Origin of the sequence: Bradyrhizobium sp. NBAIM03, from assembly GCF_020194055.1 — a bacterium.
GTDB classification, from domain to species: Bacteria; Pseudomonadota; Alphaproteobacteria; order Rhizobiales; family Xanthobacteraceae; genus Bradyrhizobium; species Bradyrhizobium yuanmingense.
This window is the reverse complement of the sequence record NZ_JADYVS010000025.1, coordinates 87229-112827: the sequence shown is the minus strand read 5'-3', so window position 1 is coordinate 112827 and position 25599 is coordinate 87229. Positions and strand designations below refer to the sequence as shown.

The 25599-nt window shown below is 66.4% G+C and carries 19 protein-coding genes and 1 pseudogene; 11 read left to right on the top strand and 9 right to left on the bottom strand.

Annotated elements, in window-relative coordinates; all coding sequences use genetic code 11:
• Window positions 1-130: pseudogene (locus I6F21_RS29525) on the bottom strand (invasion associated locus B family protein); the annotation flags it as partial.
• 258 nt (window positions 131-388) lie between these two features.
• On the opposite strand from I6F21_RS29525, the gene I6F21_RS29520 reads away from it, so the two are divergent.
• The 3 genes from I6F21_RS29520 (at window position 389) to I6F21_RS29510 (ending at window position 5051) form a co-directional block, all read left to right on the top strand.
• Window positions 389-2233: an extracellular solute-binding protein gene (locus I6F21_RS29520; RefSeq protein WP_225140151.1), complete on the top strand. Its 1845-nt coding sequence runs from the start codon at window positions 389-391 to the stop codon at window positions 2231-2233.
• Between the two features lie 4 nt (window positions 2234-2237).
• Window positions 2238-3740 (top strand): class I adenylate-forming enzyme family protein, encoded by a 1503-nt coding sequence (locus tag I6F21_RS29515; protein ID WP_074447962.1) that lies wholly within the window; start codon window positions 2238-2240, stop codon window positions 3738-3740.
• 87 nt (window positions 3741-3827) lie between these two features.
• Window positions 3828-5051, top strand: a complete 1224-nt coding sequence (locus tag I6F21_RS29510) for a GGDEF domain-containing protein (RefSeq protein ID WP_225139958.1) — start codon at window positions 3828-3830, stop codon at window positions 5049-5051.
• Between the two features lie 132 nt (window positions 5052-5183).
• Here I6F21_RS29510 and mfd read toward each other — a convergent pair whose 3' ends face one another.
• Both mfd and I6F21_RS29500 read right to left on the bottom strand, forming a co-directional pair.
• A complete protein-coding gene (mfd, locus tag I6F21_RS29505) occupies window positions 5184-8702 on the bottom strand; it encodes a transcription-repair coupling factor (protein WP_225139959.1) in 3519 nt (1172 codons plus the stop codon).
• Window positions 8699-8989: a succinate dehydrogenase assembly factor 2 gene (locus tag I6F21_RS29500; RefSeq protein ID WP_057029242.1), complete on the bottom strand. Its 291-nt coding sequence runs from the start codon at window positions 8987-8989 to the stop codon at window positions 8699-8701. Before I6F21_RS29500 ends, mfd begins: the two co-directional genes overlap by 4 nt.
• Before the next feature lie 253 nt (window positions 8990-9242).
• On the opposite strand from I6F21_RS29500, the gene recG reads away from it, so the two are divergent.
• Complete coding sequence (gene recG / locus I6F21_RS29495; RefSeq protein ID WP_225139960.1) at window positions 9243-11351, top strand: ATP-dependent DNA helicase RecG; 2109 nt, start codon at window positions 9243-9245, stop codon at window positions 11349-11351.
• A 160-nt stretch (window positions 11352-11511) separates the two neighbouring features.
• Here recG and I6F21_RS29490 read toward each other — a convergent pair whose 3' ends face one another.
• The 3 genes from I6F21_RS29490 to glmS all read right to left on the bottom strand — a co-directional run bounded on the left by I6F21_RS29490 (window position 11512) and on the right by glmS (window position 15153).
• Complete coding sequence (locus I6F21_RS29490; RefSeq protein ID WP_225139961.1) at window positions 11512-12369, bottom strand: NAD(P)-dependent oxidoreductase; 858 nt, start codon at window positions 12367-12369, stop codon at window positions 11512-11514.
• Between the two features lie 103 nt (window positions 12370-12472).
• On the bottom strand, window positions 12473-13243 hold the full coding sequence (locus tag I6F21_RS29485; protein ID WP_036012517.1) for a DUF502 domain-containing protein: 771 nt from the start codon (window positions 13241-13243) through the stop codon (window positions 12473-12475).
• A gap of 83 nt (window positions 13244-13326) precedes the next feature.
• The gene (gene glmS / locus I6F21_RS29480; RefSeq protein ID WP_225139962.1) at window positions 13327-15153 is read right to left on the bottom strand and encodes a glutamine--fructose-6-phosphate transaminase (isomerizing); all 1827 of its coding nucleotides are present in this window, start codon (window positions 15151-15153) and stop codon (window positions 13327-13329) included.
• Between the two features lie 220 nt (window positions 15154-15373).
• Between glmS and I6F21_RS29475 the strand changes: the two genes are divergently transcribed.
• Window positions 15374-15592 carry a hypothetical protein gene (locus I6F21_RS29475; RefSeq protein ID WP_036012532.1) on the top strand — a complete coding sequence of 73 codons (219 nt, stop codon included), beginning with the start codon at window positions 15374-15376 and terminating at the stop codon, window positions 15590-15592.
• 6 nt (window positions 15593-15598) lie between these two features.
• On the opposite strand, the gene glmU is transcribed toward I6F21_RS29475, so the two are convergent.
• The gene (gene glmU / locus I6F21_RS29470) at window positions 15599-16954 is read right to left on the bottom strand and encodes a bifunctional UDP-N-acetylglucosamine diphosphorylase/glucosamine-1-phosphate N-acetyltransferase GlmU (RefSeq protein WP_225139963.1); all 1356 of its coding nucleotides are present in this window, start codon (window positions 16952-16954) and stop codon (window positions 15599-15601) included.
• A 174-nt stretch (window positions 16955-17128) separates the two neighbouring features.
• Here glmU and I6F21_RS29465 point away from each other — a divergent pair, with 174 nt between their 5' ends.
• The 3 genes from I6F21_RS29465 (at window position 17129) to I6F21_RS29455 (ending at window position 19355) form a co-directional block, all read left to right on the top strand.
• Complete coding sequence (locus tag I6F21_RS29465; RefSeq protein WP_225139964.1) at window positions 17129-18508, top strand: hypothetical protein; 1380 nt, start codon at window positions 17129-17131, stop codon at window positions 18506-18508.
• Between the two features lie 133 nt (window positions 18509-18641).
• A complete protein-coding gene (locus I6F21_RS29460; protein ID WP_036012541.1) occupies window positions 18642-19082 on the top strand; it encodes an MgtC/SapB family protein in 441 nt (146 codons plus the stop codon).
• A 117-nt stretch (window positions 19083-19199) separates the two neighbouring features.
• Window positions 19200-19355 carry a hypothetical protein gene (locus I6F21_RS29455; RefSeq protein WP_157786023.1) on the top strand — a complete coding sequence of 52 codons (156 nt, stop codon included), beginning with the start codon at window positions 19200-19202 and terminating at the stop codon, window positions 19353-19355.
• A gap of 33 nt (window positions 19356-19388) precedes the next feature.
• Here I6F21_RS29455 and I6F21_RS29450 read toward each other — a convergent pair whose 3' ends face one another.
• A complete protein-coding gene (locus I6F21_RS29450) occupies window positions 19389-19535 on the bottom strand; it encodes a hypothetical protein (RefSeq protein ID WP_156447140.1) in 147 nt (48 codons plus the stop codon).
• A gap of 141 nt (window positions 19536-19676) precedes the next feature.
• On the opposite strand from I6F21_RS29450, the gene I6F21_RS29445 reads away from it, so the two are divergent.
• Entirely contained in the window at window positions 19677-20057 is a 381-nt protein-coding gene (locus I6F21_RS29445) for a hypothetical protein (protein ID WP_036012544.1), read from the top strand.
• Here the strand turns inward: I6F21_RS29445 and I6F21_RS29440 are convergent.
• Window positions 20017-21576 carry a beta-(1-6) glucans synthase gene (locus I6F21_RS29440; RefSeq protein ID WP_225139965.1) on the bottom strand — a complete coding sequence of 520 codons (1560 nt, stop codon included), beginning with the start codon at window positions 21574-21576 and terminating at the stop codon, window positions 20017-20019. The genes I6F21_RS29445 and I6F21_RS29440 overlap by 41 nt on opposite strands.
• A 327-nt stretch (window positions 21577-21903) precedes the next feature.
• Here I6F21_RS29440 and I6F21_RS29435 point away from each other — a divergent pair, with 327 nt between their 5' ends.
• Together I6F21_RS29435 and I6F21_RS29430 are read left to right on the top strand one after the other, a co-directional pair.
• On the top strand, window positions 21904-22491 hold the full coding sequence (locus tag I6F21_RS29435) for a hypothetical protein (protein ID WP_036012549.1): 588 nt from the start codon (window positions 21904-21906) through the stop codon (window positions 22489-22491).
• Window positions 22492-22722: 231 nt separating this feature from the next.
• Entirely contained in the window at window positions 22723-25386 is a 2664-nt protein-coding gene (locus I6F21_RS29430; RefSeq protein WP_109143693.1) for a glycosyltransferase, read from the top strand.
• Window positions 25387-25599: the final 213 nt, after the last annotated feature.

Genomic DNA, 25599 nt, shown 5'->3' with positions numbered 1-25599 from the left:
CCCCTGCGCCGGGGGCCGGCGCAGGGGTCTGGGCCTCGGCGGCAAACGGAACGGCCAACGCCGTCGCCGTCAACAGGGCGAGAAGTCGCCCGCGCGGCCGGACGGACGCGGCCAAGTAACGGAAATTCATTGCGGAAAACCCTTTCTGAACGGGAAGTGCCCGAACCGCTCCGAAGCGCCGAACCTGGCCGCCTTGGGCGCGGCTCTCTCCCCGTCAATTGAGGCGGATAAGTGACGGGCTCGACGCTCTTGCGCGATTGGGTGCCTTCTTAACGTGGCCGACGAAAAGATCAATGCCGACAAGCGTCTTTGGCCGGTCTGGCGCGAAAGCCCCATCAAATTCCCTGTGATAAGATTCGCCCGACGGTCCTCGAATCACCTTGTGCCGATGTTCATGTTCCAGCGCCTCTTCGAGGGCCCCGGTCTCCGCCCCTATACGCTTGCCCTTGCACTTGCCGGGATGCTGTCAGCGGGCACCGCCGCGGCCGAGGAGGCCCATGCGATCGCCATGCACGGCAAGCCGGCGATGCCCGCCGGCTTCAGCCACATGCCTTACGCCGACCCCGATGCCCCCAAGGGCGGGCGCCTGACCTGGGGCATTCTCGGCACCTTCGACAGCCTCAATCCCTTCATCGTGAGGGGATTGGCGGTGCAGCCGGTCCGCAACTACGTGGTCGAGAGCCTGCTGGCGCGCGGGCAGGACGAGCCGTTCACGCTTTATGGCCTGCTCGCCAGGACCGTCGAAACCAATGACGAGCGAAGCTTCGTCACCTTCCGTCTCGATCCTCGCGCCCGCTTCTCCGACGGCAAGCCGGTCACGGCAGAGGACGTGCTGTTCTCCTGGCAGCTGCTGCGCGACCGCGGCCGCCCCAATCACCGGCAATACTACGGCAAGGTCGCCAAGGTCGAAGCGCCCGACCCCCTCACCGTCCGATTCGACCTGACAGGCGCCAACGACCGCGAGCTGCCGCTGATTCTCGGCCTGATGCCGATCCTGCCGAAGCACGCCATCGACGTCGCGACCTTCGAGGAAACGACGCTGACCGCGCCGATTGGCTCGGGCCCCTATCGCGTCACCGCGGTGAAGCCCGGCGCCAGCATGACACTCACGCGCAATCCCGATTATTGGGGCCGCAACCTCGCCATCAATCGCGGGCTCTACAATTTCGACGAGATCCGGCTCGACTATTTTCGCGAGGCCAACGGGCAGTTCGAGGCGTTCAAGCGCGGCCTCTACGATTTCCGCGTTGAGCACGAGCCGCTGCGCTGGCACGACGGCTACGATTTTCCAGCCGCCAAAAGCGGCGAGGTGATCCGCGACACCGTCAAGCCCGGCCTGCCGCAGCCGTCCGAATTCCTGGTGTTCAACACCCGCCGTCCTGTCTTCGCCGACATCCGCGTGCGGCAGGCTCTGACGCTGCTGCTCGATTTCGAGCTGGTGAACCGCAGCTATTTCTTCGGGCTCTATTCGCGCGTGGCCGGCTATTTCGCCGGCTCGGAGCTATCAGCCTATGGCAAGCCTGCGGATGCGCGCGAGCGTGAGCTGCTCAAACCGTTCGCCGCACGGATTCCGCCCGACATCCTGGACGGCAGCTACCGCCTGCCGGTCACTGACGGATCAGGCCGCGACCGCACCACGCTGCGCGCCGCGCTGAAGCTGCTGTCGCAGGCCGGCTACGATCTCGACGGCACCGTGCTGCGCAATCGCGCGACCAAGAGCCCCTTCACCTTCGAGATCATGGTCACGACGCGCGACCAGGAGCGCATCGCGCTCGCCTTCCAGCGCGACCTCAGACGCGCCGGCATCGAGGCCAGCGTGCGCTCGGTCGATCCCGTGCAATTCGACCAGCGCCGGCTCGCCTACGAGTTCGACATGATCCAGAACCGCTGGGACCAGTCGCTGTCGCCCGGCAACGAGCAGTACTTCTATTGGGGCAGTGCGGCCGCGGACAATCCGGGCACCCGCAACTACATGGGCGCCAGGGATCCCGCCGTCGATGCCATGATCGCCACCCTGCTCGAGGCCCGTGAACATACGGATTTCGTTGCGGCGGTGCGCGCGCTCGACCGCGCTCTGATCGCGGGCTTCTACACAATCCCGCTGTTTAACGTATCGGAGCAATGGATCGCGCGCTGGAATCGGATAGAACGGCCCAAGACCACCTCGCTCTCGGGCTATTTGCCGGAGACCTGGTGGTCGAAGGGGCAGCCGCAAGCTCATCAAGCGAAGTGACGCCGTGAACCAGCCAGCAATATCGCCGACGCTCGACACATTGTTTCAGCGCACGCTGATGCGGCAGCCGCACGCGACCGCCCTGCTCGATCCGCTCAACAAGGCACGCATCACCGGGCACCAGCCGCGGCGGATGAGCTATACCGAGGCCGATACCGCCATCGAGGCGCTGTCGGCGCATTTCGTCGAATCCGGCCTGCCCGCCAATTCCGTGATCGCGATCCAGTTGCCCAACACGGTCGAGTTCGTGCTGACCGTGCTCGCCGCCCATCGCGCCGGCCTCGTCGTCGCCGTGCTGCCGCTGCTCTGGCGCCATGCGGAACTGACCGCAGCGCTCAACCGCACCGCCGCGCGCGCCATCGTTACCATGAGCACGGTCGACGGCGTCAGCTATGCTGATCTCGCCATGCACGCCGCGGCCGAGGCGTTCTCGATCCGGCACGTCTACGGCTTCGGAAGCGACCTGCCCGAAGGCATGGCTTCGCTCGACGACGTCCTGGCACGCCCGCCCGGCACCACGCGCGCCGTGATCCAGGACGGCCGCAAGGCGGCCATGATCTCCTTCGACGTCACGGCGGAGGGCTTCCGTCCGGTGCCGCGGCCGCATTTCAGCCTGATCGCGGGCGGCCTTGCGATGTCGCTCGAAGCCGACATCAAGCAGGGCGCGACCGTGATGGCGGCGTTCACGCCGATGTCGTTCGCAGGGCTCGCCTCCTCGCTCGCGGTGTGGCTGCTCTCGGGCGGCACGATGGCGCTGCATCATCCGTTCGAGAACGATGTGCTGGAGCAGCAGATCAACGAGCACGAATGCGAGGTGCTGATCGCGCCGGCGCAGCTCGCGCTGCGGCTCGGCGATGCCGACCTCGCGGCGCGGATGCCGACTTTGCGCAACGTCATCGGCCTGTGGCGCGCGCCCGAGCAGGTCGCGGCGAGCGATGCCTGGATTGCGCCGCATGCGCCGCTGACCGACGTCTACCTGTTCGGCGAGGCCGGATTGTTCGGCGCCCGCCGCGGCGAGGACGGCATGCCGGTGCCGGTGATGCCGGGGCCGCACGGCGCTCCGCGCGAGCAGTCCGGCTCCTCCATCGCCGGCGAGATCCTGCTGACGCCGAAGGGCACGCTTGGCCTGCGCGGCGCGATGGTGCCGATCGCGGCCTACGCCCCGCCGCAGCCGGTCGGCGAGACGCTGACGGCGCAGCCGCCGCGCGACTATGTCGACACCGGCTATGCCGCGCGGCTCGATCGCCCGAGCGGCGCGATCTGCATCACAGCGCCGCCCTCCGGCATCATGGCGGTCGGCGGCTATCGCTTCCTCTCAAACGACCTGCAGGAATGGGCGCGCCGGCTCGGCCAGGGCGCGCTGCTCACGGCGCTGCCCGACCGCCTCTCCGGCCACCGGCTCGCCGGGCGCGCCCAGGACAATGCCCGCGCCCGCGAGGCGCTCAGCGAGCTCGGGCTTAACCCCCTGATGGTCGAGGCTTTTCGCGACCGCTCCGGGCCTGTCTAGGCGCGGTTTCAGCGCCTGCGTTGACGCAGCATTAAGGCGGCCAAACTAGATTGCGGCGGCAAATTGTTGCGCGATCAGAGTTTTTACATGTCCCAGGCGGGCCCGATCCTGTTTGTGTCCGATGCCGAACGCCCCGCCTTCGTGGCGGCGCTGGACGAGGCCCGGCTCTTTCCCGTCGTCGACACCGACTGGACCAGCGCGCCGCGCGCGGTCGAAGAGGTGCAGCCGGCCGCGGTTCTCGCTGCGGTCCATGCCGGACACGAGCCGCATGTGACGCGGCTTGCTCAGAAGATCGCCGCTCAATCGCCTTACCTGCCCTTCGTGGCGCTGGATGCGGCGGGCACGCTGCCGCACAACGCCCTGCCCTTCTCCTCGCGCGGCGGCAATCCCGACCGGCTGATCGCGCGGCTCCGGGCGGCGCTGCGCGTGCGCACATTGCACGCAACGGTTCTGCGCCGGCTGCCCGAAGTGAAAATCGCGCTGCCGCAGGGCGATCCCGCACGCGATGCCACCGTGCTCCTGATCGGCCGCGGCGCGGCTTACCCTGCGCTCTCCGTCGCGTTCGGCGAGCGCGTCGGCGTGGTCGGTGCGCTCTCGATCGAGGCGGCCGCGAAACACCTCAACACCCGCGATCTCGACGGCGTCGTGCTCGCTGAAGGTTTTACCGCGCGCGTGACCGATGCGTTTCTGACCGTGCTCGCCGAGGACACCCGCTTCCGCAGCCTGCCCGTGGTCGTCACCGCCCACCAGCTCACCCAGAGCTACGACCTGCCCAATCTCGAGCTGATCGCGGGCGAGCCGGCGAGGATCGCGGCCAACGCATTGCCCTTGATCCGCCAGCACGCCATGGAAGCGCAGCTGAGCCGCACCTTGCGCTCGATCGATGCCGGCGGCTGGCTCGATCCGCGCAGCGGCCTGCTCACGGTGGAAGCCTTCGCCCGCGATTTCGCCAAGGCGGTCGAGCAGACGCTGGCGCGCGGCGGCGGCCTTTCGGTCGCCCGCTTCGCCTTCGATCCCAACAATCCCCGCGCCCAGCTCGACGCCGCGCGTATCTTGAGCCGCCTGATGCGGCAGATGGATTTCGGCGCCGCGCAGAAGGACGGCTCAGTCATCGTCGTGTTCGCCGAGACCGACTTTCGCACCGCGCACATGATTGCGCGCCGCCTGTCGGCGGTGATGCGCCACACCTCCAATGGCAAGCACGAGATGCGCAGCGATCCCGTGGTCAGCGTGGACTCGCTGTCGCCGTCGGATACGGCAAGGTCCTTGCTGGCGCGGCTGTCGGCGGACGCGTCAAGGGCGGCGTCTTAGCTTTCTCGCGGGCTGTCGCAATAACCACCGTCATTGCGAGCGCAGCGAAGCAATCCAGAATCCCTCCGAGGAAAGACTCTGGATTGCTTCGTCGCAAGGGCTCCTCGCAATGACGCGGTGAGGCCGGTGCCTCTACGCCGCCTTCTTGCTCTCGGCGAGCTGCGCCAGCTGCCGCATGATCTCCGTGGTGCCGGCAAGACGCTCTTCCGGGGTCTCCCAGTCCTGCAGGAACACAACCTTCATGTCGGGCCGCACCTTGGCGGCCTGGCCGTAGCTGCGGATGAAGCTCACGAGGCGCTCGGGATGGGCGAAGGAATTGTCGCGGAAGACGATGACGGCGCCCTTCGGGCCGGCGTCGATCTTCTCGACATTGGCCCGGCGGCAGAACGCCTTGATCGCGGCGACCTTGAACAGATAGCGCACCTCGTCCGGCAGCACGCCGAAGCGGTCGCGCATCTCGGCGCCGAAATTCTCGATCTCCTCCTCGGTGTCGAGATCGGCCAGGCGCCGGTACAGCGACAGCCGCACCGAGAGGTCGCTGACATAGTCCTCCGGAATCAGCACGGGCATGCCGATGGTGATCTGGGGCGACCAGCGATCGGCGGCGGGCTCGGAGACGCCGGCCTTGAGGTTGACGATCGCCTCCTCCAGCATCGACTGATAGAGCTCGAAGCCGACCTCCTTGATGTGGCCGGACTGCTCCTCGCCGAGCAAATTGCCGGCGCCGCGGATGTCGAGGTCGTGGGAGGCGAGCTGGAAGCCGGCGCCCAGCGTCTCCAGCGACTGCAGCACGGTGAGCCGGCGCTCGGCCTGCGCCGTGATCTTCTGCTGCGCCGGCAGCGTGAACAGCGCATAGGCCCGCAGCTTGGAGCGGCCGACGCGGCCGCGCAGCTGGTAGAGCTGGGCAAGGCCGAACATATCGGCGCGATGCACGATCAACGTGTTGGCGTTGGGGATGTCGAGGCCGGACTCGACTATGGTGGTCGACAACAGAACGTCGAACTTGCCGTCGTAGAACGCGGTCATGATGTCCTCGATCACGGCCGGCGGCATCTGGCCATGCGCGACCGCGACCTTCATCTCGGGCACGTTCTTGTCGAGGAAGTCCTTGACCTCGGCGAGATCGTCGATGCGCGGCACCACGTAGAACGCCTGGCCGCCACGATAGCGCTCGCGCAGGAGCGCTTCGCGGATCATCAGGGGATCGTGCGGGGCGACGAAGGTTCGCACCGCGAGACGGTCGACCGGGGGCGATGCGATGATCGAGAGCTCGCGGACGCCGGTCAGTGCCAATTGGAGCGTGCGCGGGATCGGGGTCGCCGACAGCGTCAGCACGTGCACCTCGGCGCGCAGCGCCTTCAACCGCTCCTTGTGGCTGACGCCGAAATGCTGCTCCTCGTCGACGATGAGCAGGCCAAGGTCGCGGAATTTGATCGCCTTGCCGAGCAACGCGTGGGTGCCGACGACGATGTCGACCGAGCCGTCGGCGATACCCTTCTTGACCTCGTTGAGCTGCTTGGTCGGGATCAGGCGCGAGGCCTGCGCGACATTGACCGGGAAGCCTTTGAAGCGCTCGCTGAAGGTCCGGTAGTGCTGACGCGCCAACAGCGTGGTCGGCACCACGACCGCGACCTGCTTGCCGTCGAGCGCCACGGCGAAGGCGGCGCGCAGCGCCACCTCGGTCTTGCCGAAGCCGACGTCGCCGCAGATCAGGCGATCCATCGGGCGGCCCTTTTCGAGATCCTTCAGCGTGGACTCGATCGCGCCCAGCTGGTCCTCGGTCTCGTCATAGGGGAAGCGTGCGCAGAACTCGTCGTAGACGCCCTGCTGCACCGGCAGCTTCGGCGCTTCGTGCAGCATGCGTTCGGCCGCGATCTTGATCAGCTCGCCCGCGATCTCGCGGATGCGGTTCTTCAGTTTTGCTTTTCGGGTCTGCCAGCCCGAGCCACCAAGGCGGTCGAGCTCGACCGTGGTTTGATCAGAGCCGTAACGCGATAAGAGCTCGATGTTCTCGACCGGCAGGAACAGCTTGGTCTCGGCGGCATAATGCAGCTCGAGGCAGTCATGCGGCGCGCCGGCGACGTCCAGCGTCTGCAGGCCGATGAACCGGCCGATGCCGTGATCGACGTGGACGACGATGTCGCCGGCGGTGAGGCTCGTCACCTCCGAGATGAAATTGTCTAGCTTGCGACTGGCCTTGCGCGGCCGCACCAGGCGATCGCCGAGGATGTCCTGCTCGCTGATGACGGCGATCTCGTCGGTCTCGAAGCCGCTCTCGAGGCCGAGCACGGCGAGCATAGTCTCGTTGCGCGGCGTCGCCTGCACCGTCCGCCATGAGTTGACGCTGGTGGTGTGGGCGAGCTTGTGGTCGCGCAGCATCGAGGTCATGCGGTCGCGCGAGCCCTCCGTCCACAGCGCGATCACGACCTTCTTGCGCTGCGCCTGCAGCGCCATGACGTGGCTGACCACGGACTCGAACACGTTGACATTGCTGTCGTTGCGCTCCGGCGCGAAGTCGCGGCCCTTGCGCGCGTCGGCATCGACTACGCCGGTGCCATCGGTCGGCACCGAGAACGGCGTCAGCCGCGCCAGCGGGATCGCGCCGAGGCGCTTGGTCCATTCCTCCTCGGTCAGGTACAGCCGGTCGGGCGGCAGCGGCTTGTAGATCGCGCCGCCGCCGGGATGCTCCATCGCCTCGCGGCGGGCCTCGTAATAGTCGAGGATCTGCTTGAAGCGCTCGCGCACGGCGTCCTCGGCCTGCGGCTCGATCGCGATCGGAGCGCCTTGCAGATAGTCGAACAGCGTATCCATCCGGTCCTGGAACAACGGCAGCCAGTGCTCCATGCCGGGATGGCGGCGGCCCTCGCTGACGGCCTCGTACAGCGCATCGTCGCGCTCGGGCGCGCCGAACTCGGCGACATAGCCCATGCGGAATCTGCGGATGGTGTCGGTGACGAGCTGAAACTCGGAGACCGGCACGAGGTCGAGCGAACGCATGTCGAGCAGCGTGCGCTGGGTCTCCGCGTCGAAGGAGCGGATCGATTCCAGGCTGTCCCCGAAGAAGTCGAACCGCACCGGCTGCTCGAGGCCGGCCGGAAACAGATCCAAAATGCCGCCGCGCACGGCGTATTCGCCGGGCTCGCGCACGGTGGAGGAGCGGTTGTAGCCGTTGTGCTCGAGCCAGGCGACGACGGTGTCCATCGGCACGACGTTGCCCGGCGCGACCGACAGCGCCTGCGCCGCGACCAGCTCGCGCGCGGGCACGCGCTGCACCACCGCGTTCACCGTGGTCAGCACGATCAGCGGCTTGTCGCTGCCGGTGAGCGAGGCCAGCCGCGCCAGCGTGGTCAGGCGCTGGGCGAGAACGCCGCCATGCGGCGAGACGCGGTCATAGGGTTGGCAGTCCCAGGCCGGGAAGGTCAGCACCGGCAGATCGGGCGCGAAGAACCTAAGTGCGCGTTCGAGCGACTGCATGCGCCCGCCATCGCGGCAGACCACGGCGAGGCTGACCGCCGGCTTCTTCGGCCGCGCCGCGATGGCACGGGCGAGATCGGAGACGACGAGGCCTTCGGCACCTTCCGCGACATTGGCGAGCGTCAGCGCGCGGCCGGGCGCGAGCAGCTCGGCCGGAGATTTCATCCCCTGCTTCATGCGTTGTCGTCCGCGATCGGGAACGCCTTGATGCGGGCAAACAGCGCGCCGGTGACGTCGGCCGGCAGCACCTTGTCACCGGTGATGGCGGCATAGAGATCGGGATCGTTGACCTCGAGCAAGGTCTCGAGCTGGCTCAGCTCGTCGTCGGACAGATTGCCGATCTCGGCATCCGCGAAGCGGCCGAGGATCAGGTCCATCTCGCGCGTGCCGCGGTGCCAGCAGCGGAACAGAAGCCGCTTGCGGCGGTCATCCAGCCCGCTGCTCGATCGTGTCGTTCCCGTCATGTCTCAAATCCAGTCAAACGCAGAAAGCCCGGACGTGCCGGGCGGGGGTGATATAGCCACTTGGACCCCCGGTGTCAGCCCTTTGTTGCGGGAGGTCGTCCCTCCAATCCGTCATGGCCGGGCATAGCCGTCTGAAGGACGGCGTCGCTTCCGCTCGCCTATGTCCCGGCCATCCACGTCGCGCGGAAAAAAAGCCGTGGATGCCCGGCATAAAGCCGGGCATGACGGCGAGGAACGATCTTAGATTCCCCGAATGCGCCCCAGCCTGCTCAATCCACTGTTTGCTCCCGTGACCAGCCTGTCCGGCGTCGGTCCGAAGCAGGACAAGCTGTTGCAGTACCTGCTCAGCCGCAGCGAGACGCCGCGGCTAATCGATCTGCTCTTGCATCTGCCGAGCCAGGTGATCGACCGCCGGGCCCGGCCGAAGATCCGCGACGCGGCAATTGGAACCATGGTGACGCTGGAGGTCACCGTCGATCGTCACCGCCCGCCGCCGCCGCGCAGTTCGCGCGCGCCGTATCTGGTCTACGCCAGCGACGATACCGGCGACGTGGTGCTGACCTTCTTCCGCGCCAAGCCGGGCTTTGTCGAGAAGCTCTTGCCGGTCGGCGAGAAGCGCTTCGTCTCCGGCACGCTGCAAATGTACGACGGCATCCCGCAGATCGTGCATCCCGATCGCGTGCTCGACGAGGAGGCGATCTCGAAGCTGTCAGGGATCGACCCGGTCTATCCGCTGACGGAAGGGCTCGCGCTCGGCTCGCTCCGCCGCGCGATCGCGCAGGCGCTGCAAAAGCTTCCCGCGCTGCCGGAATGGATCAGCCCGGAGGTGCTGCGCCGATGTGACTTCCCGCCGATCGCGGAGGCGCTCAATCGCGTGCACCAGCCGGTCGAGCTGACCGACATCTTGCCCGACCGGCCGTTCTGGTCGCGCCTCGCCTTCGACGAGCTCTTGGCCGGCCAGCTCGCGCTCGCCCTGATCCGCGCGCAGCTGCGCCGTCCTGCGGGCGTGCGCAATGCCGGCGACGGGCATCTGCGCAACAAGATCATCGATGCCCTTCCTTACGCGCTCACACCGTCACAGCGCAACGCTGCGGCGGCGATTGCCGAAGACCTCAAGCAGCCGCTGCGCATGCTGCGCCTGCTGCAAGGTGACGTCGGCTCCGGCAAGACCGTGGTGGCGCTGCTCGCGGCCGCCGCGGTCGCCGAGGTCGGCAAGCAGGCCGCGTTGATGGCCCCGACCGAGATCCTGGCGCGCCAGCACATCAAGACCATCGCTCCGCTCGCCGAGCGCGCGGGATTGCGGGTCGCGATCCTCACCGGCCGCGAGAAGGGCAAGGAGCGGCGCGAGATCATCACTGAGCTCGCCGAGGGCGGGATCGACCTGCTCGTCGGCACCCATGCGCTGATCCAGGACGATGTCGTGTTCAGGGATCTCGCGCTCGCCATCGTCGACGAGCAGCACCGTTTCGGCGTGCGCGAGCGCCTCGCGCTGACGTCCAAGGGCGAGGCTGTCGACGTGCTGGTGCTGAGCGCAACGCCGATCCCGCGCACGCTGGTGCTGACCTATTTCGGCGATATGGACATCTCCGAGCTGCGCGAAAAGCCGGCCGGCCGCCAGCCCATCGATACCCGCGCCGTGCCGATGAGCCGCATCGGCGAGGTCATGGAAGGCGTCGGCCGTGCGCTCGAAGCCGGCAAGCTGGTCTACTGGATCTGCCCGCTGGTCGAGGAGTCCGAGGCTGAGGGCACCGAGCATCTCACCAACGCCACCAAGCGTTTCGAGACCCTGCAAAAGCGCTTCGGCGATCGCGTCGGCCTCGTCCACGGCCAGATGAAGGGCACCGAGAAGGACCGCGTCATGGCCCAGTTCGCCGCGCACGACATCGGCCTGCTGGTCGCGACCACCGTGGTCGAGGTCGGCGTCGACGTTCCGGCCGCCACCATCATGGTGATCGAGAACGCCGAGCGTTTCGGTCTTGCCCAGCTCCACCAGCTCCGCGGCCGCATCGGGCGCGGCTCCGAAGCATCGACCTGCATCCTGCTCTATGGCGAGCCGCTCGGCGAGATGTCGAAGGCGCGGCTGAAAGTGATCCGCGAGACCACCGACGGCTTCCGCATCGCCGAGGAAGACCTGAAGCTGCGCGGCGAAGGCGACGTGCTGGGCGTGCGCCAGAGCGGCCTGCCCGGCTACCGCATCGCGCGCCCGGAGGTGCATGGCCAGTTGATCGCCCAGGCAAGAGACGAGGCGCTGCGAATCCTCAAGGAGGATCCGAAGCTGAAGGGCGAACGCGGCGAAGCGCTGCGGTGCCTGCTGTATCTCTATGAGCGCGACGAGGCGATTCCGCTGATCGGAGCGGGCTAACTTTGAGGCAGTGCCGCAAGATTCGTGACAGACGCAAAGGCACCGGAACCTCCACGTCATTGCGAGCGCAGCGAAGCAATCCAGAATCTTCCCGCGGAGGCAGCCTGGATTGCTTCGCTGCGCTCGCAATGACGTGTTGAGAGAGCGAGAATGCGCGCGATCAGGCCTTCTTCCGCGCGATGCTCGCCGCGAAGGTCTTCATCAATCCCGCATCCACAGCCTCCCCCTTCGCATCCTCCGCCAGATGCTCGAACCACCGCGCAAAGCCCTCGTAGATCTGGCTGGCCGGATGATCGGGCCCGAGGAATCCTGAAATCTCCCGCATCTCGGCGACCCAGCGATAGGCCTTCGGGATCATGTCGGGCAGCGCGACTTCGAGCCGCGCCAAGATGGCGGGCTGGCTCAGCGCGAGCTCGTCGCGCAGTGCATCGGCCGCGCCCGCCTTCGTGGCTGCGATCACCATCGCCGATCCGATGCCGGCGAGGCCCTTGACGATGCCGGCATAGGACATTTTCAACGCCGAGGCCGCGCCGACCGGGCCTTCGACGATCCGCACGTCGAGGCCGAGATCCCCAAGCACGGCAACGTCCTTGGCATGCTCGCCCGACATGTAGAAGGCCGGGCTCTTGCCACCTGGCTGCGGCGGAAAGCCGATGATGCCGGCATCGACGAACGGCGCCTGCGCCGACCCGATGATCTCCTCAATTCTTTGCACGGTATCGACATTGACGGCGTTGCAATCGACCACGACCGGCTTCTTCTCGCGCCTGACGATCAGCGCGGCCAGCCGTTCGGCCAGCGCGACGGCTTCGCCCGGCGGCACGATCGAGAGGATGATGTCGGCGTCCGCGATCGCATCGTCCTCGGCGCCGACCATTCCGGCGTCCGCGGCGCGTTTGCGCGTCGCCTCGCTCCGCCCCTTGAGCGACGTCAGCACGCGCGCACCGTTCTCGCTGAGGCGCCGGGCCACGGCGCTGCCCATGGCGCCGGGGGCGAGGATCGCAATGGTTTTGGACATCGTGCACTCCAGGTCGAATTCCGAGCGGCAGGTTCGGTCGACCTGAGACTAACAGAGGACGAATGCGCCCGCGTGAACGCGACCATCCCGCGGCGGAATGGCCCTACTCCGCCTTCGCAGGCTCGGGCCGGAGCGTGGAGGCATTGGCAATCCGCGCAGCATTCGCCATGCCCGCAAGCGCGGCCGCCTTCTTCGGATCGGGCGACGAGCCCGGCTGCACCACGCCGGCCGACATGATCAGCGTCGCGGCGTCCTCGGCGGTGAGATCGACCTCGATGATCTTGCTTTTGGGGACATAGAAGAAGAAGCCCGTGGTCGGGTTCGGCGAGCACGGCAGGAACACCGACACGTGCTCCTCCTGCCCCGGCAGGCTGCGCGAGATGTCCTCGTTCGGCGACTGCGAGATCAGCACGATCGACCACATGCCCGGCGAAGGAAACTCGACCAGGCCCACTTTCCGGAAGCTCGAGCCCTTGCCCGAGAACAGCGTCTCGAACACCTGCTTCAGGCCGCGATAGATCGCGCGCACCGCCGGGATCCGGCCGAGAAAGGTCTCGCCGACATCGACCAGCGTGCGGCCGATCAGATTGGCCGCGAGGAAGCCGACCAGCGTCAGCGTGAAGAATGCGACAATCAGTCCCCAGCCGGGAATGACGTAGGGAAGATAGGTTTCCGGCCGGTAGGCCAGCGGCACGAACGGCCGCACCACGCCGTCGACCCAGGTAACGAACCACCAGACCAGATAGAGGGTGATCGCGATCGGCCCCGTCACCACGAGGCCGGTCAGGAAATAATTGCGGAAACGGCCCATCAGGCCGGTATGCGGTTCCGGAACGGGATCAAGAGGCGCAGGCGCGTCGTCGCGGGGGGTCATTCGGGTTCCAGGTCGGTCGCTACCACAAGCTAGGGTCTTCTAGCAGGTTTTGGAAGAGAGCGGCCGATCGATATCCAGATTGCCTATTCCACGGTCACCGATTTTGCGAGGTTGCGCGGCTGGTCGACGTCGGTCCCCATCACGACGGCCGTGTGATAGGCGAGCAGCTGCACCGGGACAGCATAGACCATCGGCGTGAAGGCTGCTGCCATATCGGGCATGACGATGGTGACGAGGGACTCGACCGTCGCCTCCGCCGCGCCCTTGGCATCGGTCATCAGAATGATGTTGCCGCCGCGCGCGGCGACCTCCTGCATGTTGGAGACGGTCTTCTCGAACACGCGGTCGTGGGGTGCGATGACGACGACCGGCATGGTCTCGTCGATCAGCGCGATGGGGCCGTGCTTGAGCTCGCCGGCGGCATAGCCCTCGGCGTGGATGTAGGAGATCTCCTTCAGCTTGAGCGCGCCTTCGAGCGCCAGCGGGAAGCTGGTGCCGCGGCCGAGATAGAGCACGTCGCGCGACTTGGCGATCCGGTGCGCCAGCTTCTCGATCTGGAGCTCGCTCGTGAGCGCATCGGCCATCAGGCGCGGAACCTCGACGAGCCCGTGGACCAGCTTGGTCTCGTCCTCGTCCGACAATTCGCCGCGCGCCTTGCCGGCCGCGATCGCAAGGTTTGCCAGCACCATGAGCTGGCAGGTGAACGCCTTGGTCGAGGCGACGCCGATCTCGGGTCCCGCCAGCGTCTGCAGCACCGTCTCGCTCTCGCGCGCGATCGTCGAGGTCGGCACGTTGACGACCGCGATCGTGTGCACGCCCTCGGCCTTGGCATAGCGCAGCGCCGCCAGCGTGTCGGCGGTCTCGCCCGACTGCGAGATGAAGATGGCGAGGTCGCCCTTGCGCAAGGGGGCCTCGCGGTAGCGGAATTCGGAGGCGACGTCGACCTCGACCGGCAGGCGCGCAAAGCGCTCGAACCAGTATTTGGCGACGAACCCGGCATAGCTCGCTGTGCCGCAAGCGGTGATGTTGATGCGCTGGATGTTCTTGAAATCGAACGGCAGCTTGACCGGTAGCGCGACGCGCTCGGTCGCCATATCGACGTAGCGCGCCAGCGTGTGGCCGACCACCTCGGGCTGCTCATGGATCTCCTTGGCCATGAAGTGACGGTAATTGGCCTTGTCGACCAGCGAGGTCGAGGCGGCGTGCCTGATCTTGTCGCGCTGGACGGCATGGCCGTCCTTGTCGAAGATCGCGGCGCTCTTGCGGGTCAGCACCGCCCAGTCGCCGTCCTCGAGATAGCTGATCGTGTCGGTGAACGGGCCGAGCGCAATGGCGTCCGAGCCGAGATACATCTCGCCGTCGCCGTAGCCGATCGCCAGCGGCGGGCCGTTGCGGGCGCCGATCATGAGGTCGTTGTCGCCGGCGAAGATGAAGCCGAGCGCGAAGGCGCCGCGCAGGCGCGCCAGCGTCAGCTTCACCGCTTCCACGGGCTTATTGCCGCGCGTGAGCAAATCGTCGACGAGATGCAGCACGATCTCGGTGTCGGTCTCGGTGTGGAACACCGTGCCCTTCTTTTCGAGCTCCTCGCGCAGCTCGCGGAAATTCTCGATGATGCCGTTGTGGACCACGGCGACGCGCTCGGTCGCGTGCGGGTGGGCGTTGTTGACGGTCGGCTTGCCGTGGGTGGCCCAGCGCGTGTGACCGATGCCGGTGGTACCCTTGAGCGGCTCAGCCTCCAGCCGCTTCTCCAGATTGTTCAGCTTTCCCTCGGCGCGGCGGCGCTCCAGGTGCTTGCCTTCGAGCGTGGCCACGCCCGCGGAATCGTAGCCGCGATATTCGAGGCGTTTGAGCGAATCCACCAATTGCTCTGCAACCGGCTCGCGCCCGAGAATGCCGACAATCCCGCACATGCGGATCACTATCCCCCAAATCGTCGAAAATCGCCTAAACGACACGCCCGGTTTTTAGCGAAAATCGCAGGGAACCAGATACTCAATAATTATTGCTGATTGAGTCAGCACGGGCCCGCGACCGCTGCGTCGTCTGCGTCGAATTGGCCGGCCTTAAACCGCGCCAGTTAACTCATTGTCAATACATTTGGCCAACGATTCGGGTCAGGAGAACCAGGCCATGAAAGGCTCATCCGACCGCAAGGGTCTGTCGTCGATGTATCTGCGCGCCAGCGAGACCACGGGCACGCACCTTGCGCATTGGCCGCCGCCGCTGCGCGGCAAAGAGAACAAGCCCCTCTTCATCAAGCATCCCGAAGGCGAGCCGGTGAAGCGCGCCAAGCCGCGCGGCTGGCGCCTGACCCGCGCGATCTTCTCCGAATTCGCCGACGAAGAATAGCGCCGCTCACGTCTCCGGCTTCTTGCCGCCGGTCTTCATCTCGCGATAGCGCGCCGCGCCGCCTTCCCGGATGGTCTGCGGGCTCCGCTCCAGCGCCATCGCGTCGTCGGGTACGTCCTTCGTGATCACCGAGCCCGAGCCGATATAGGCACCATTGCCGATCGTCACCGGGGCGACCAGCGAGGAGTTGGTGCCGACGAAGGCGCCCTTTCCGATCACCGTCTTGTGCTTCTTGAAGCCATCGTAGTTGCAGGTGATGGTGCCGGCGCCGATGTTGGAATTCGCGCCGACCGTGGCGTCGCCGATATAGGAGAGATGGTTGACCTTGACGCCGGCCTCCAGCGTCGCCGCCTTGGTCTCCACGAAATTGCCGATGCGCGCGCCGTCGCCGAGCGAGGTGCCGGGACGCAGCCGCGCATAGGGTCCGATCGAGACCTTCTTGCCGAGCGTCGTCTCGACGATGTGCGAGAACGAGTGGATCACCGCGCCGTCCGCGATCGACACGCCGGGGCCGATCACCACGAACGGCTCGATCGTCACGTCCTTGCCGAACACGGTGTCAGTGGACAGATACACCGTCTCCGGCGCGATCAGCGTGACGCCGGCCTCCATCGCCGCCTTGCGCAAACGCGCCTGCATTACGGCTTCGGCCTCGGCGAGCTGCGCCTTGGTGTTGATGCCGCGCACCTCGTCTTCGCTGGTTTCGATCACCACCGACTCCCATCCCTGCCTGCGGACGATTTCGACCGCATCCGTCAGATAATATTCGCCCTTGGAATTGGCATTGCCGATCTGCCCGAGAATGTCGAGCGCACGGCGGCCGTCGATCGCCATCACGCCGGCGTTGCACAGATCGATCTTGCGCTCGTCCGCGCTGGCATCGGCCTGCTCGCGGATCGCAACCAGGCGGTCGCCCTCGACGATGAAGCGGCCGTAGCCGGTCGGGTCGGCGGCGCGAAAGCCGAGCGCGGCAATGGCTGCGCCGCGGGCGAGCGGCGCGCGCAGCCGCGCAAAGGTCTCGGCCGAGATCAGCGGCGTGTCGCCGAACGCGATGAGGAGATCGTCGGCGCCGCTCGCGATCGCCTCGCGCGCCGCCAGTACCGCATGCGCGGTGCCGAGCCGCTCGGCCTGCACGAAGGTCAGCGCGTCGGGGCGGATGCGCTTGGCTTCATCCGCGACTGCCTGATGATCGGGGCCGATCACCACCGCGAGCGAGGTGCCGGTTCCCTTGGGTGCGGCGGCGAGCACGTGCGCGAGCAGACTCCGGTGCGCGACCGGATGCAGCACCTTCGGCAGGCTCGATCGCATGCGCGTGCCTTCGCCGGCGGCGAGCACGATCGTGAGGCTGGAACGGGCGGTCATCGAAATCCTGACAGCTATGGCCGAATCAAGTTGGCGCGGACGGGCGGCAACGCCCTCGGAAGCTATCGCCTTGCTACCCCCGCAAACGCCCGGAATTCAAGTGCGGCGCGCTTTTCCTGTTAATGTTCCCTGATTGATTCGGGGAAGCCGGACGGGGCTGGGCGCTTAACATTCATGGCAAAGGATTCCGACCCACTGGCGGACGCTTTCTCCACCAAGGAGACCGGCGGGCTGTTCTCCGGACTTTTGGCCGAGGAAAGCGCCTTCGACGGGCGCTTGATGTGGCGGCTGGGCTCGTGGGGCGTGGCGGCCGTCGGCGCCGTCGTCATTGCCGTGATGGTCAACCAGGCCCAGCTCGGCTGGCGGCGCGACCAGGTTGCGTCCGCCGATCTCGTGCGCCAGGCCGACCGGCTGCAGCTGCTGACCAAGGAGAGCCAGAACGAAGCGCGCCGGCTCGCCGCCGCGATCGAGACGCTGAACAGCGACCGCGACCGGCTGTATTCGCGCGTCACCGTGCTGGAGCAAGGGCTCGATTCCGTCACCGGCGCCATTGCCAAGCAAGCGGCCGCGCCGCCGCCGGGCGCGAAGCCGCAGGACGCAGCACCCGCGGCTCCCAATGTCGCGCCGGTTGCTTCGACGCCGACGGCGACGAGCGAGAAGCCGCGCAGCGAAGCCGCCAAGGATGCTCAGAAGGATTCGCCAAAGGATGCTCAGAAGGAAACGTTGAAGGAGCCGCCGAGCCCGCCGCCGCAGACCGCGGCCGCCGCCTCGCTCGTGCAACAGAATCCGGCCATGACTTCGGCGCTGCCGACCATTCCGCTGGTGCCCGCCAAGTCGCTCATGGCGCCACCTGACCCGGCCGCATCGAAACTGATTCAACCTGAGACAGCCGAGCAGAAGGCCGAGCCGGCGCCCGCCGCAGCCGAAATCGTGGCGGCAGCAACCAAGCCGCCAGAGCCAGCCGAGAGCGAATCCCCTGCCATCGCCGTTCAGCAGACGCGCTTTGCGATCGATCTCGGCGGCGCCAACTCGATCGACGGCCTGCGCGCGCTCTGGCGCGGCGTGACCAAGTCCAACCCGGAGATCGCAGCGCTGCGGCCGATCATCATGATCAAGGAAGGCAACACCGGCCTCGGCATGCAGCTCCGCCTGGGCGCCGGCCCCCTGGTCAATGCCGCCGCCGCCGCAAAATTCTGCGCGGGTCTCGCCGAGAGCAATCGTCACTGCGAGACCACCGTGTTCGATGGCCAGCGCCTGTCGATGCGTGGCGGTCCGGACAAGGTACAAGACAAGGCGCAAGAGAAGACTCAGGACAGAGTCCCGGACAAGGGTTCGGAGACGAGCCAGGACGCTGGCCCTCCAGCTGAAACGGCCCCTGTGTCGAGCGCGAAGCCCGAAAAGCCGCAACGCCGCCGCAGCTACTCCTCAAAACGCACCAAGCGCGACGAGCCCGCCCCCGCTCCCGCCGCGCAGCCGGCGCCAGCACCGGCGAAACCGGAGGCGGCAGCGTCGTCCGCGGGATCGACGCTGTCGTCGTTCTTCAGGCGGCAATGACGCCTCGGTCCCGGCGCGCACGCAGCCAGCATGCGACCAACGGACGCTTGGACCTCGGCCGCGCTTGGCAGCAAGTTCGCAGGTCCATGTCCGACGTGCGCGAAGCGTCGCCCCTCCAGAAACGCGGGTCTTGATGAACGAACTGGATGATGTGCTGAGACTGCTCGTCGCGGCGGCTACGGGCCTCGTGATCGGCATCGACCGCGACATGAACGACAAGCCGGTGGGCATGCGCACCCTGGCGCTGGTGGCCTTGGGCTCTGCGCTGATCTCGATTTCCGTGATCGAGTTTCAGAATTTGCGCGACCACCCGGATGCAGTCTCGAGGGTGGTCCAAGGCATTGTTACCGGCGTGCTGAGCGGCGTCGGCTTCATCGGTGCGGGCGTCATCCTGCACGACGTCAAGGCCAAGACGGTTCATGGCCTCACTACCGCGGCGACTGTCTGGATCGCTGCCGGTCTTGGCATCGCCTGCGCGCTGGGCGCCTGGCTGCTGGTGGGCGCCGCCATCGCAGTCACGTTATTCGTGCTGTTCGCGCTCAGCTGGCTCGAACGTCGCCTGGGGTTGAAGTAAGTCTGGTAGGCGCACATGGCCGGTGAGCGGCTTCATGCCTCCGCCCAAGTACCAAATGATACGAACGAGACCAACCTGACACGGCACACTCCGCACCGGACTTGATTCGGAGCGGAGATGACGGACGCGAACTTTCTGCGGGAGCAACTCGCGTTGATCCGCGAACTGGCCGAGCTGGCCGATCCCCACATCAGGAAGCGACTGCTCGCCTTGGCGGAAAAATACGAGCGCCGGCTGGCGGAGCAGAGCCGGAACACGCAAGGTCGCAGCTGATCGTCCTTGATCGCCCTTGGCGCAGGCGATGACCTATTCCATGCGCGCCTTCTCCTTCAGATCGCGGATGCGCATCTCCGCCTCGTCCTTGGACTGGACGATGTCCGACCAATCCTCGACCCGCGCCTCCTTGCTCAGCCTCTTGAGCTCGCTCAGCTGCTCCTGCGTCGGCTTGTCCATGCCTCACTCCTAGGCGGTGTTGGCAACACAATGTTGAGAACCAGCGGGAGGCTCGCGTGTTCCTGGAGAGTGCCCGGGCGGATCAACAGAAACCTCGCCTGCCCTGTTGCCTGGCCGCGCCTTCCCGACCATATTGCGGCCATGACAAAGAAGCCCTTCCGCCTCACGCCCTACCAGGTGCAGTTCCTGCTCGTGGTCGGATTCGTCACCGTCGGCTGCGCGCTCTACGTGCGCTATCTCGCGATCGAATTTTCGCAGGTCGCGCTCGCCTGCGACGCCGGGCTTCAGACCCTGGTCTGCAAGTCGCGCTCGGTCTCGACCGTGCTGTTCAAGAATTCGGTGTTCGGCATCGTGGCGCTGGTGGTTGCGACGCTGAACCTGATGCGGCCGTCGATCGTGCTGCTGACCGTCGGCCTCATCGCCGCCGGCCTCGGCATCGTGCTCTACAATGTCGTGCTGTCGGGCCTTGCGATCGGCCTGCTTATTCTTGGCTTTGCTCGGCCCGCGCCCGCCACAGCGTGAGCGCGAACAACAGATAGATCGCGCAGGTCCATAGCGACTGCCAATTGTCGCGACCTTCGTTGAACAGCACGTACACGGCGGACAGCGCCAGCACCCCCGCGAACACCGCTTCGGCGATCGGACGCTGGCCGATCTGCGGCCGGTTCAGCATCAGAAGCGCAAACGGCACCACAGCCATCGTCAGCGCGGCGTAAGGAAAATCCTTGTAACGCGGATCGAACACGAAGCCGAGCGCGGTCGCGGAAGCGATCACCGCGGTCACCGCCAGCGTCAGGCCGAGCACCGCCGTGAGCTTCGACCATTTCCGGCCCTCGCGCGGGCCGAGCAGGTCGAGGAAGGTCGGCAGGCTGCGGCCGATCACCATCGCCTGCGCGCAGAAAATCGGCGACAGGATGCCGGCCAGCAGCAACGCGCCCCAGAGCAGCCAGCCGCCGATCCCGTAGCTCTCGTAGTACATCTTGTCGGCGCCGATCCCGAGCAGGATTCCGGCGGTCGTCGCCGAGATGCCGACGCCGAGCCAGGCCGGGAAACGCGGTGTCCACGGCCGGCGGCGCAGCGTGATCAGCGCGACAGCGAACACCAGCACGGAAAGCCCCATTCCGGCGCCCATGTACCATTTCCAGTACGGGAAATTGCTGATCGGCTGTCCCGGCGGATATTTCAGGCTCCTGCGCACCGAGTCGTAGAGGCCCCAATAGCCGCCGACGGTGCCTTCCAGCCTGCGCTTCCAGGGCTGGTCGTAGGACTCGATGAGATTGACGCGGAACTTCTGCGCCTTCGCAAGGCCGAGGATTTCCGAGACGACGCGCGCCTGATTGGTGCGCGAGGGCAGTGCGCCGTCGCGCATGCGGCCCGCGCTCGGCCAGCCGGTTTCGCCGATCAGGATCTCCTTGCCGGGAAACGCCACCGCCATGCGCTCGCGGATCTGTTCGACATGGGCGGCAGCGAACTTCGCCCTGATCGGGAAATCCTCCCAATAGGGCAGGATATGAATCGTGACGAAGTCGACGGCGTCATACACCTCGCGGTTCTTCAGCCAATATTCCCACACATCGGCATAGGTCACGGGCACGCCGACCTGGGTCTTAACCAGGCGGATGAGAGCGACGAGGTCCGCCGTCGTCATCTCACCGCGCAGCAGCACCTCGTTGCCGACGATGACGGAGGTGATGACGTCAGGGAATTGCTTGATGAGGCGAATGGCGAGCCCGGCCTGCTCGTAGTTCTTGGTGCGGTTGCTCGAGAGCCAGATGCCCTGCAGCACCTTCATCCCGCCGACCTTGGCGGCGATCGCCGGCACCTGGTCGAGCCCGTTCTCCAGCGAATAGGTGCGGACGCAGTCGGTGATCTCCTTGAGCTGGCGCAGGTCCTGTTCGATCTGGTCGGCATCGATATGGGTCCATGCGTCCAGCGGCGACTGCTCGCCGCGGAACGGCGCGTAGGAGACGCATTGAACCTTGTCGGCGGGATCGATCGGGGCGCGCGCGAGCGTGATCGGCGTGGCAAGCCACCACCACACGGCAGCGATCGCACCCAGTGAGACGAGCAGAAGCGCCAGTGGCGTACGAAGAGAAATCGGTTCCGTCCTCCGCGAAGGGCCGTCGATTACCTTCTCGCACGCCGTCTGCCAAGGGGGCACGTCCGGTGGATCCCTTGCGCCCCCAAGGAATTTACCTGCGCCGGTTCACCGGGATCTAGGATCGTGACTTTGCTGGACAAAATTCGAAATACAGGTCATGGACTCCGAAAGACTTTTCCGCCGCATTGGAGACCCATTTGGACGCCATCAGCTAGCGCGTCCGCGGGGCTCCTGACGCGGACGGCCAGCGGATACATTGGGGAATTCATGCGGCAACGGGTGTTCGAGTCACGAAATGCGGTCCTGCGGCAGTTCGCCGCCACCTTGGCCGTCTCCTGCCTGCTCGTTCTGACCGGTGCTGGCGGCGCCTCCGCCCAGAGCGGTCCGCCGGGCCCCGAACAGGGCAAGGCGGCAGCCCAGCCCGCCGACGCCGCCAAGGACGCCGCCCAGAATCAGCGCCGCACCGACGAGTTCGCGGAAGCCGCCCAGGTCATCAACGGCCCGGCCGGCAATCCCGAATGCGTCTGGCTCGGCCGGCGCGTGGTGCGGCTGATGTGGCGGGACGACCTCGATACCGCATTCCGTCATCTCGACCTCTACGACCGCTTCGGCTGTCCCGGCGGCCACATCCAGGCCGCGTTCCGCTGCCTGACCCGTTTCGGCGGCCAGATCGACCCCAAGGTGGCCGAAACTCTGGATAGCCGCGTGCACGCGTGCTGGATCAACCCGGCCGCCCAGCCGCAGCAGGCGGCGGCCGCGGCCGCTCAGCCGGCAGCGCCGGCCGCCAATGCGCAGCCGCAGCCCGCCGCGAGCCCCTCGCCTGCGGCAAGCCCGTCCCCGACGCCGGCGAAATAGCCCAAGCCAAAATCGCTCCGGTCGTTTCAGCTGCCGTTCAGGAACGACCGGCCATAGAGACGGTTGGCACTGCCGCGCGTCGTTCGAAAAGGCCATGCCCTCATAAGGACATGAGGCCATGACAGTTGTGAAACCGCGCGGCAGAGATATGCTCCCTTTGCCGCGGACTTGGTCGGATCTCGGGGTCGGATCCGCTTCCCTGCCACCTCAGCCCCTATTGGTTTAGCCGCGATGCGCGTTGTCGCCGCCGTTCTGTTGCTCGTGTCTGCGCTCCACGCAGGCAGTTGGGGAGTCCTGCGCGACAGGGAACCTGCGCCGGACTTCAAGGGCCTGGTGCCGAGCCTGTCCTATACGCCGTTCGAACCGGGCCATGTCGTCGACCTCAAGGTCGACCCCGACAAGATTCGCGCGGACTTGAAGAAGCTCTCGACCCTCACGCGAGCGATCCGGTCCTACACCGCGACGGAAGGCAGCGAGCTGGTGCCGCCGATCGCGGCCGAGTTCGGCCTCAAGGTCACGGTCGGCGCGTGGATCGACAAGGACGAGGATCGCAACGAGCGGGAGATCAAGGCCGCCATCGAGCTCGCCCGCAAGAACAGCAACGTGATCGGCATCGTGGTCGGCAACGAGGTGATCTACCGCGGCGAGATGAAGGTCGAGGACCTCATCAGCAAGATCAAGAAGGTCAAGAGCGCGGTCCGTGTTCCCGTGACGACGGGCGAGATCTGGAACATCTGGCGCGATTTTCCGGACCTCGCCTCCAGCGTCGACTTCATCGCCGCGCACGTGCTGCCCTATTGGGAAAACTTCCGTTCGGATCAGGCCGTCGACCAGGCCGTGGACCGCTACGACCTCCTGCGCAATCAGTTCCCGGGCAAGCGCATCGTGATCGCCGAGTTCGGCTGGCCGAGCGCAGGCTATAATTTGCGCAACGCAGATCCAGGTCCGTTCCAGCAGGCGCTGACCTTGCGCAACTTCGTCACCCGCGCCGAAGCGCTCGGCATGGACTACAACATCGTCGAAGCCCTCGATCGGCCCTGGAAATTCTTCGAAGGCGGCGTCGGTCCGTATTGGGGCGTCCTCAATGCCAGCGGCGAGCCGAAATTCGCCTGGACCGGCCCGGTCGAGAACCCCGACTATTGGAAGCTGATGGGTATCGCGCTGCTGGTCGGCGTGCTGCTGTCGTTACCGATCCTGCGGATCGAGAAGGCGACCGCGAGGCAAGCCTTCCTGCTGTCGGCGACCGCCAACGGCGTCGGCGCCTGGGCCGCGACCGTGTTCGCCTATTGGAACGGCCACTACTTCCTGTTCGGCTCCGCTTTCGCGCTGACGCTCGGCATGATCCTCCTTGTTCCGCTGGTCCTCATCGCGATGGCGCGCATCGACGAGATCGCCGCGGTTGCCTTCGGCCGGCCGCCGCAGCGCCTGATCGCCAAGAACAAGCCGGTCGAGAACGTGCCCGAGGATTACTGCCCCAAGGTCTCGATCCATATCCCCGCTTATTTCGAGCCCGTCGAGATGCTGAAGCAGACGCTGGATGCGCTGTCGCGGCTGAACTACCCGAACTACGAATGCGTGGTCATCATCAACAACACGCCGGATCCCGCCTTCTGGCAGCCGATCCAGGACCATTGCCGCGCGCTCGGTGAACGCTTCAAGTTCATCAACGCCGAGAAGGTGCAGGGCTTCAAAGCCGGCGCGCTGCGGATTGCGATGGACCGCACCGCGGCGGATGCCGAGATCATCGGCATCCTCGATGCCGACTATGTCGTCGAGCCCGATTGGCTGAAGGACCTCGTGCCTGCTTTTGCCGACCCGCGCGTCGGCCTCGTGCAGGCGCCGCAGGAGCACCGCGACGGCGATCTGTCGATCATGCACTACATCATGAACGGCGAATATGCCGGCTTCTTCGACATCGGCATGGTCCAGCGCAACGAGGCCAACGCCATCATCGTGCACGGCACGATGTGCCTGATCCGCCGCGCCGCGATGGACATGGCCGGCGGCTGGTCGAGCGACACGATCTGCGAGGACTCAGATCTCGGCCTTGCCATCCAAGAGCTCGGCTGGACCACCCACTACACGAATACCCGCTACGGCGCAGGCCTCCTGCCGGACACCTACGAGGCCTTCAAGAAGCAACGGCACCGCTGGGCCTATGGCGGCCTGCAGATCGTCAAGAAGCACTGGCGCCGCTTCCTGCCCGGCGCAAGCCGGCTGACGCCCGACCAGAAGCGCGAATATGGCCTCGGCTGGCTGAACTGGCTGGGCGCCGAAAGCCTCGGCGTGGTCGTGGCGCTGCTCAACCTCATCTGGGTGCCGATCGTCGCCTTCGCCGACATCGCCATTCCCGACAAGATCCTGACGCTGCCGATTGTCGGCGCCTTCATCGTCTCGCTGGTGCACTTCCTGTCGATGTACCGCGCCCGCGTCGCCATCAAGCCCGGCCAGATGCTGGGCGCCATGATCGCGGCGATGAGCGTGCAATGGACGGTGTCGCGCGCGGTGGCGCAGGGCCTGATCACCGAGCACATCGCCTTCGCCCGCACCTCCAAAGGCGGCCTGTCCCGCATGTCGATCGAGTTCCAGGCGTTCTGGGAAGCCGTGATCGGCACCCTGCTCCTGGTCGGCGCCGGCGTGCTGATCGCCACCAACAGCTACAAGCAGATCACCGAGATCTACATCTTCGCCGGCGTCTTGGTGCTGCAGAGCCTGCCGTTCCTCGCCGCCGTCGCCATCGCCATCCTCGAGCTCAGCCGCATCAACTCGTTCCAGTTCTGGCGCGACAGCGCGATCCGCACCGCCGAGCTGATCGGCCTGCGCCCGGTCGCGCTGCCCCACCCGACCGGCACGCCGCAGCCGGTGCCGAGCGAGGTCCGGCGGGAGACGAACTGATCCTGCTCCACGCCGGTCTTCGGCCTCGTGCCTGGAATCACGTGGTCTCCGGCGTGGATGACCGGCCGCCAATCGAGGTGAGAATTTTGGCCTAAGCGACGGATAGCCCAGGCAAATCCCCGCTCCTGCCGCGATCTTCGGCAACCACCCGCACTATTGACCTCCGCAGCCACTCCCCCTACACAGCGCGGGCCGAAGGCATGATCCGGAAAC

What these genes read in the sequence shown, in the direction of transcription:
- I6F21_RS29490 (WP_225139961.1), bottom strand. Translation starts at nt 12,369, where the DNA reads ATGTCCAAAACCATTGCGATCCTCGCCCCCGGCGCCATGGGCAGCGCC.
- I6F21_RS29450 (WP_156447140.1), bottom strand. Translation starts at nt 19,535, where the DNA reads ATGGACAAGCCGACGCAGGAGCAGCTGAGCGAGCTCAAGAGGCTGAGC.
- I6F21_RS29435 (WP_036012549.1), top strand. Translation starts at nt 21,904, where the DNA reads ATGCGGCAACGGGTGTTCGAGTCACGAAATGCGGTCCTGCGGCAGTTC.
- glmS (WP_225139962.1), bottom strand. Translation starts at nt 15,153, where the DNA reads ATGTGCGGGATTGTCGGCATTCTCGGGCGCGAGCCGGTTGCAGAGCAA.
- recG (WP_225139960.1), top strand. Translation starts at nt 9,243, where the DNA reads ATGCGCCCCAGCCTGCTCAATCCACTGTTTGCTCCCGTGACCAGCCTG.
- I6F21_RS29485 (WP_036012517.1), bottom strand. Translation starts at nt 13,243, where the DNA reads ATGACCCCCCGCGACGACGCGCCTGCGCCTCTTGATCCCGTTCCGGAA.
- glmU (WP_225139963.1), bottom strand. Translation starts at nt 16,954, where the DNA reads ATGACCGCCCGTTCCAGCCTCACGATCGTGCTCGCCGCCGGCGAAGGC.
- I6F21_RS29520 (WP_225140151.1), top strand. Translation starts at nt 389, where the DNA reads ATGTTCATGTTCCAGCGCCTCTTCGAGGGCCCCGGTCTCCGCCCCTAT.
- I6F21_RS29465 (WP_225139964.1), top strand. Translation starts at nt 17,129, where the DNA reads ATGGCAAAGGATTCCGACCCACTGGCGGACGCTTTCTCCACCAAGGAG.
- I6F21_RS29445 (WP_036012544.1), top strand. Translation starts at nt 19,677, where the DNA reads ATGACAAAGAAGCCCTTCCGCCTCACGCCCTACCAGGTGCAGTTCCTG.
- I6F21_RS29455 (WP_157786023.1), top strand. Translation starts at nt 19,200, where the DNA reads ATGACGGACGCGAACTTTCTGCGGGAGCAACTCGCGTTGATCCGCGAA.
- I6F21_RS29460 (WP_036012541.1), top strand. Translation starts at nt 18,642, where the DNA reads ATGAACGAACTGGATGATGTGCTGAGACTGCTCGTCGCGGCGGCTACG.
- I6F21_RS29475 (WP_036012532.1), top strand. Translation starts at nt 15,374, where the DNA reads ATGAAAGGCTCATCCGACCGCAAGGGTCTGTCGTCGATGTATCTGCGC.
- mfd (WP_225139959.1), bottom strand. Translation starts at nt 8,702, where the DNA reads ATGAAGCAGGGGATGAAATCTCCGGCCGAGCTGCTCGCGCCCGGCCGC.
- I6F21_RS29500 (WP_057029242.1), bottom strand. Translation starts at nt 8,989, where the DNA reads ATGACGGGAACGACACGATCGAGCAGCGGGCTGGATGACCGCCGCAAG.
- I6F21_RS29510 (WP_225139958.1), top strand. Translation starts at nt 3,828, where the DNA reads ATGTCCCAGGCGGGCCCGATCCTGTTTGTGTCCGATGCCGAACGCCCC.
- I6F21_RS29430 (WP_109143693.1), top strand. Translation starts at nt 22,723, where the DNA reads ATGCGCGTTGTCGCCGCCGTTCTGTTGCTCGTGTCTGCGCTCCACGCA.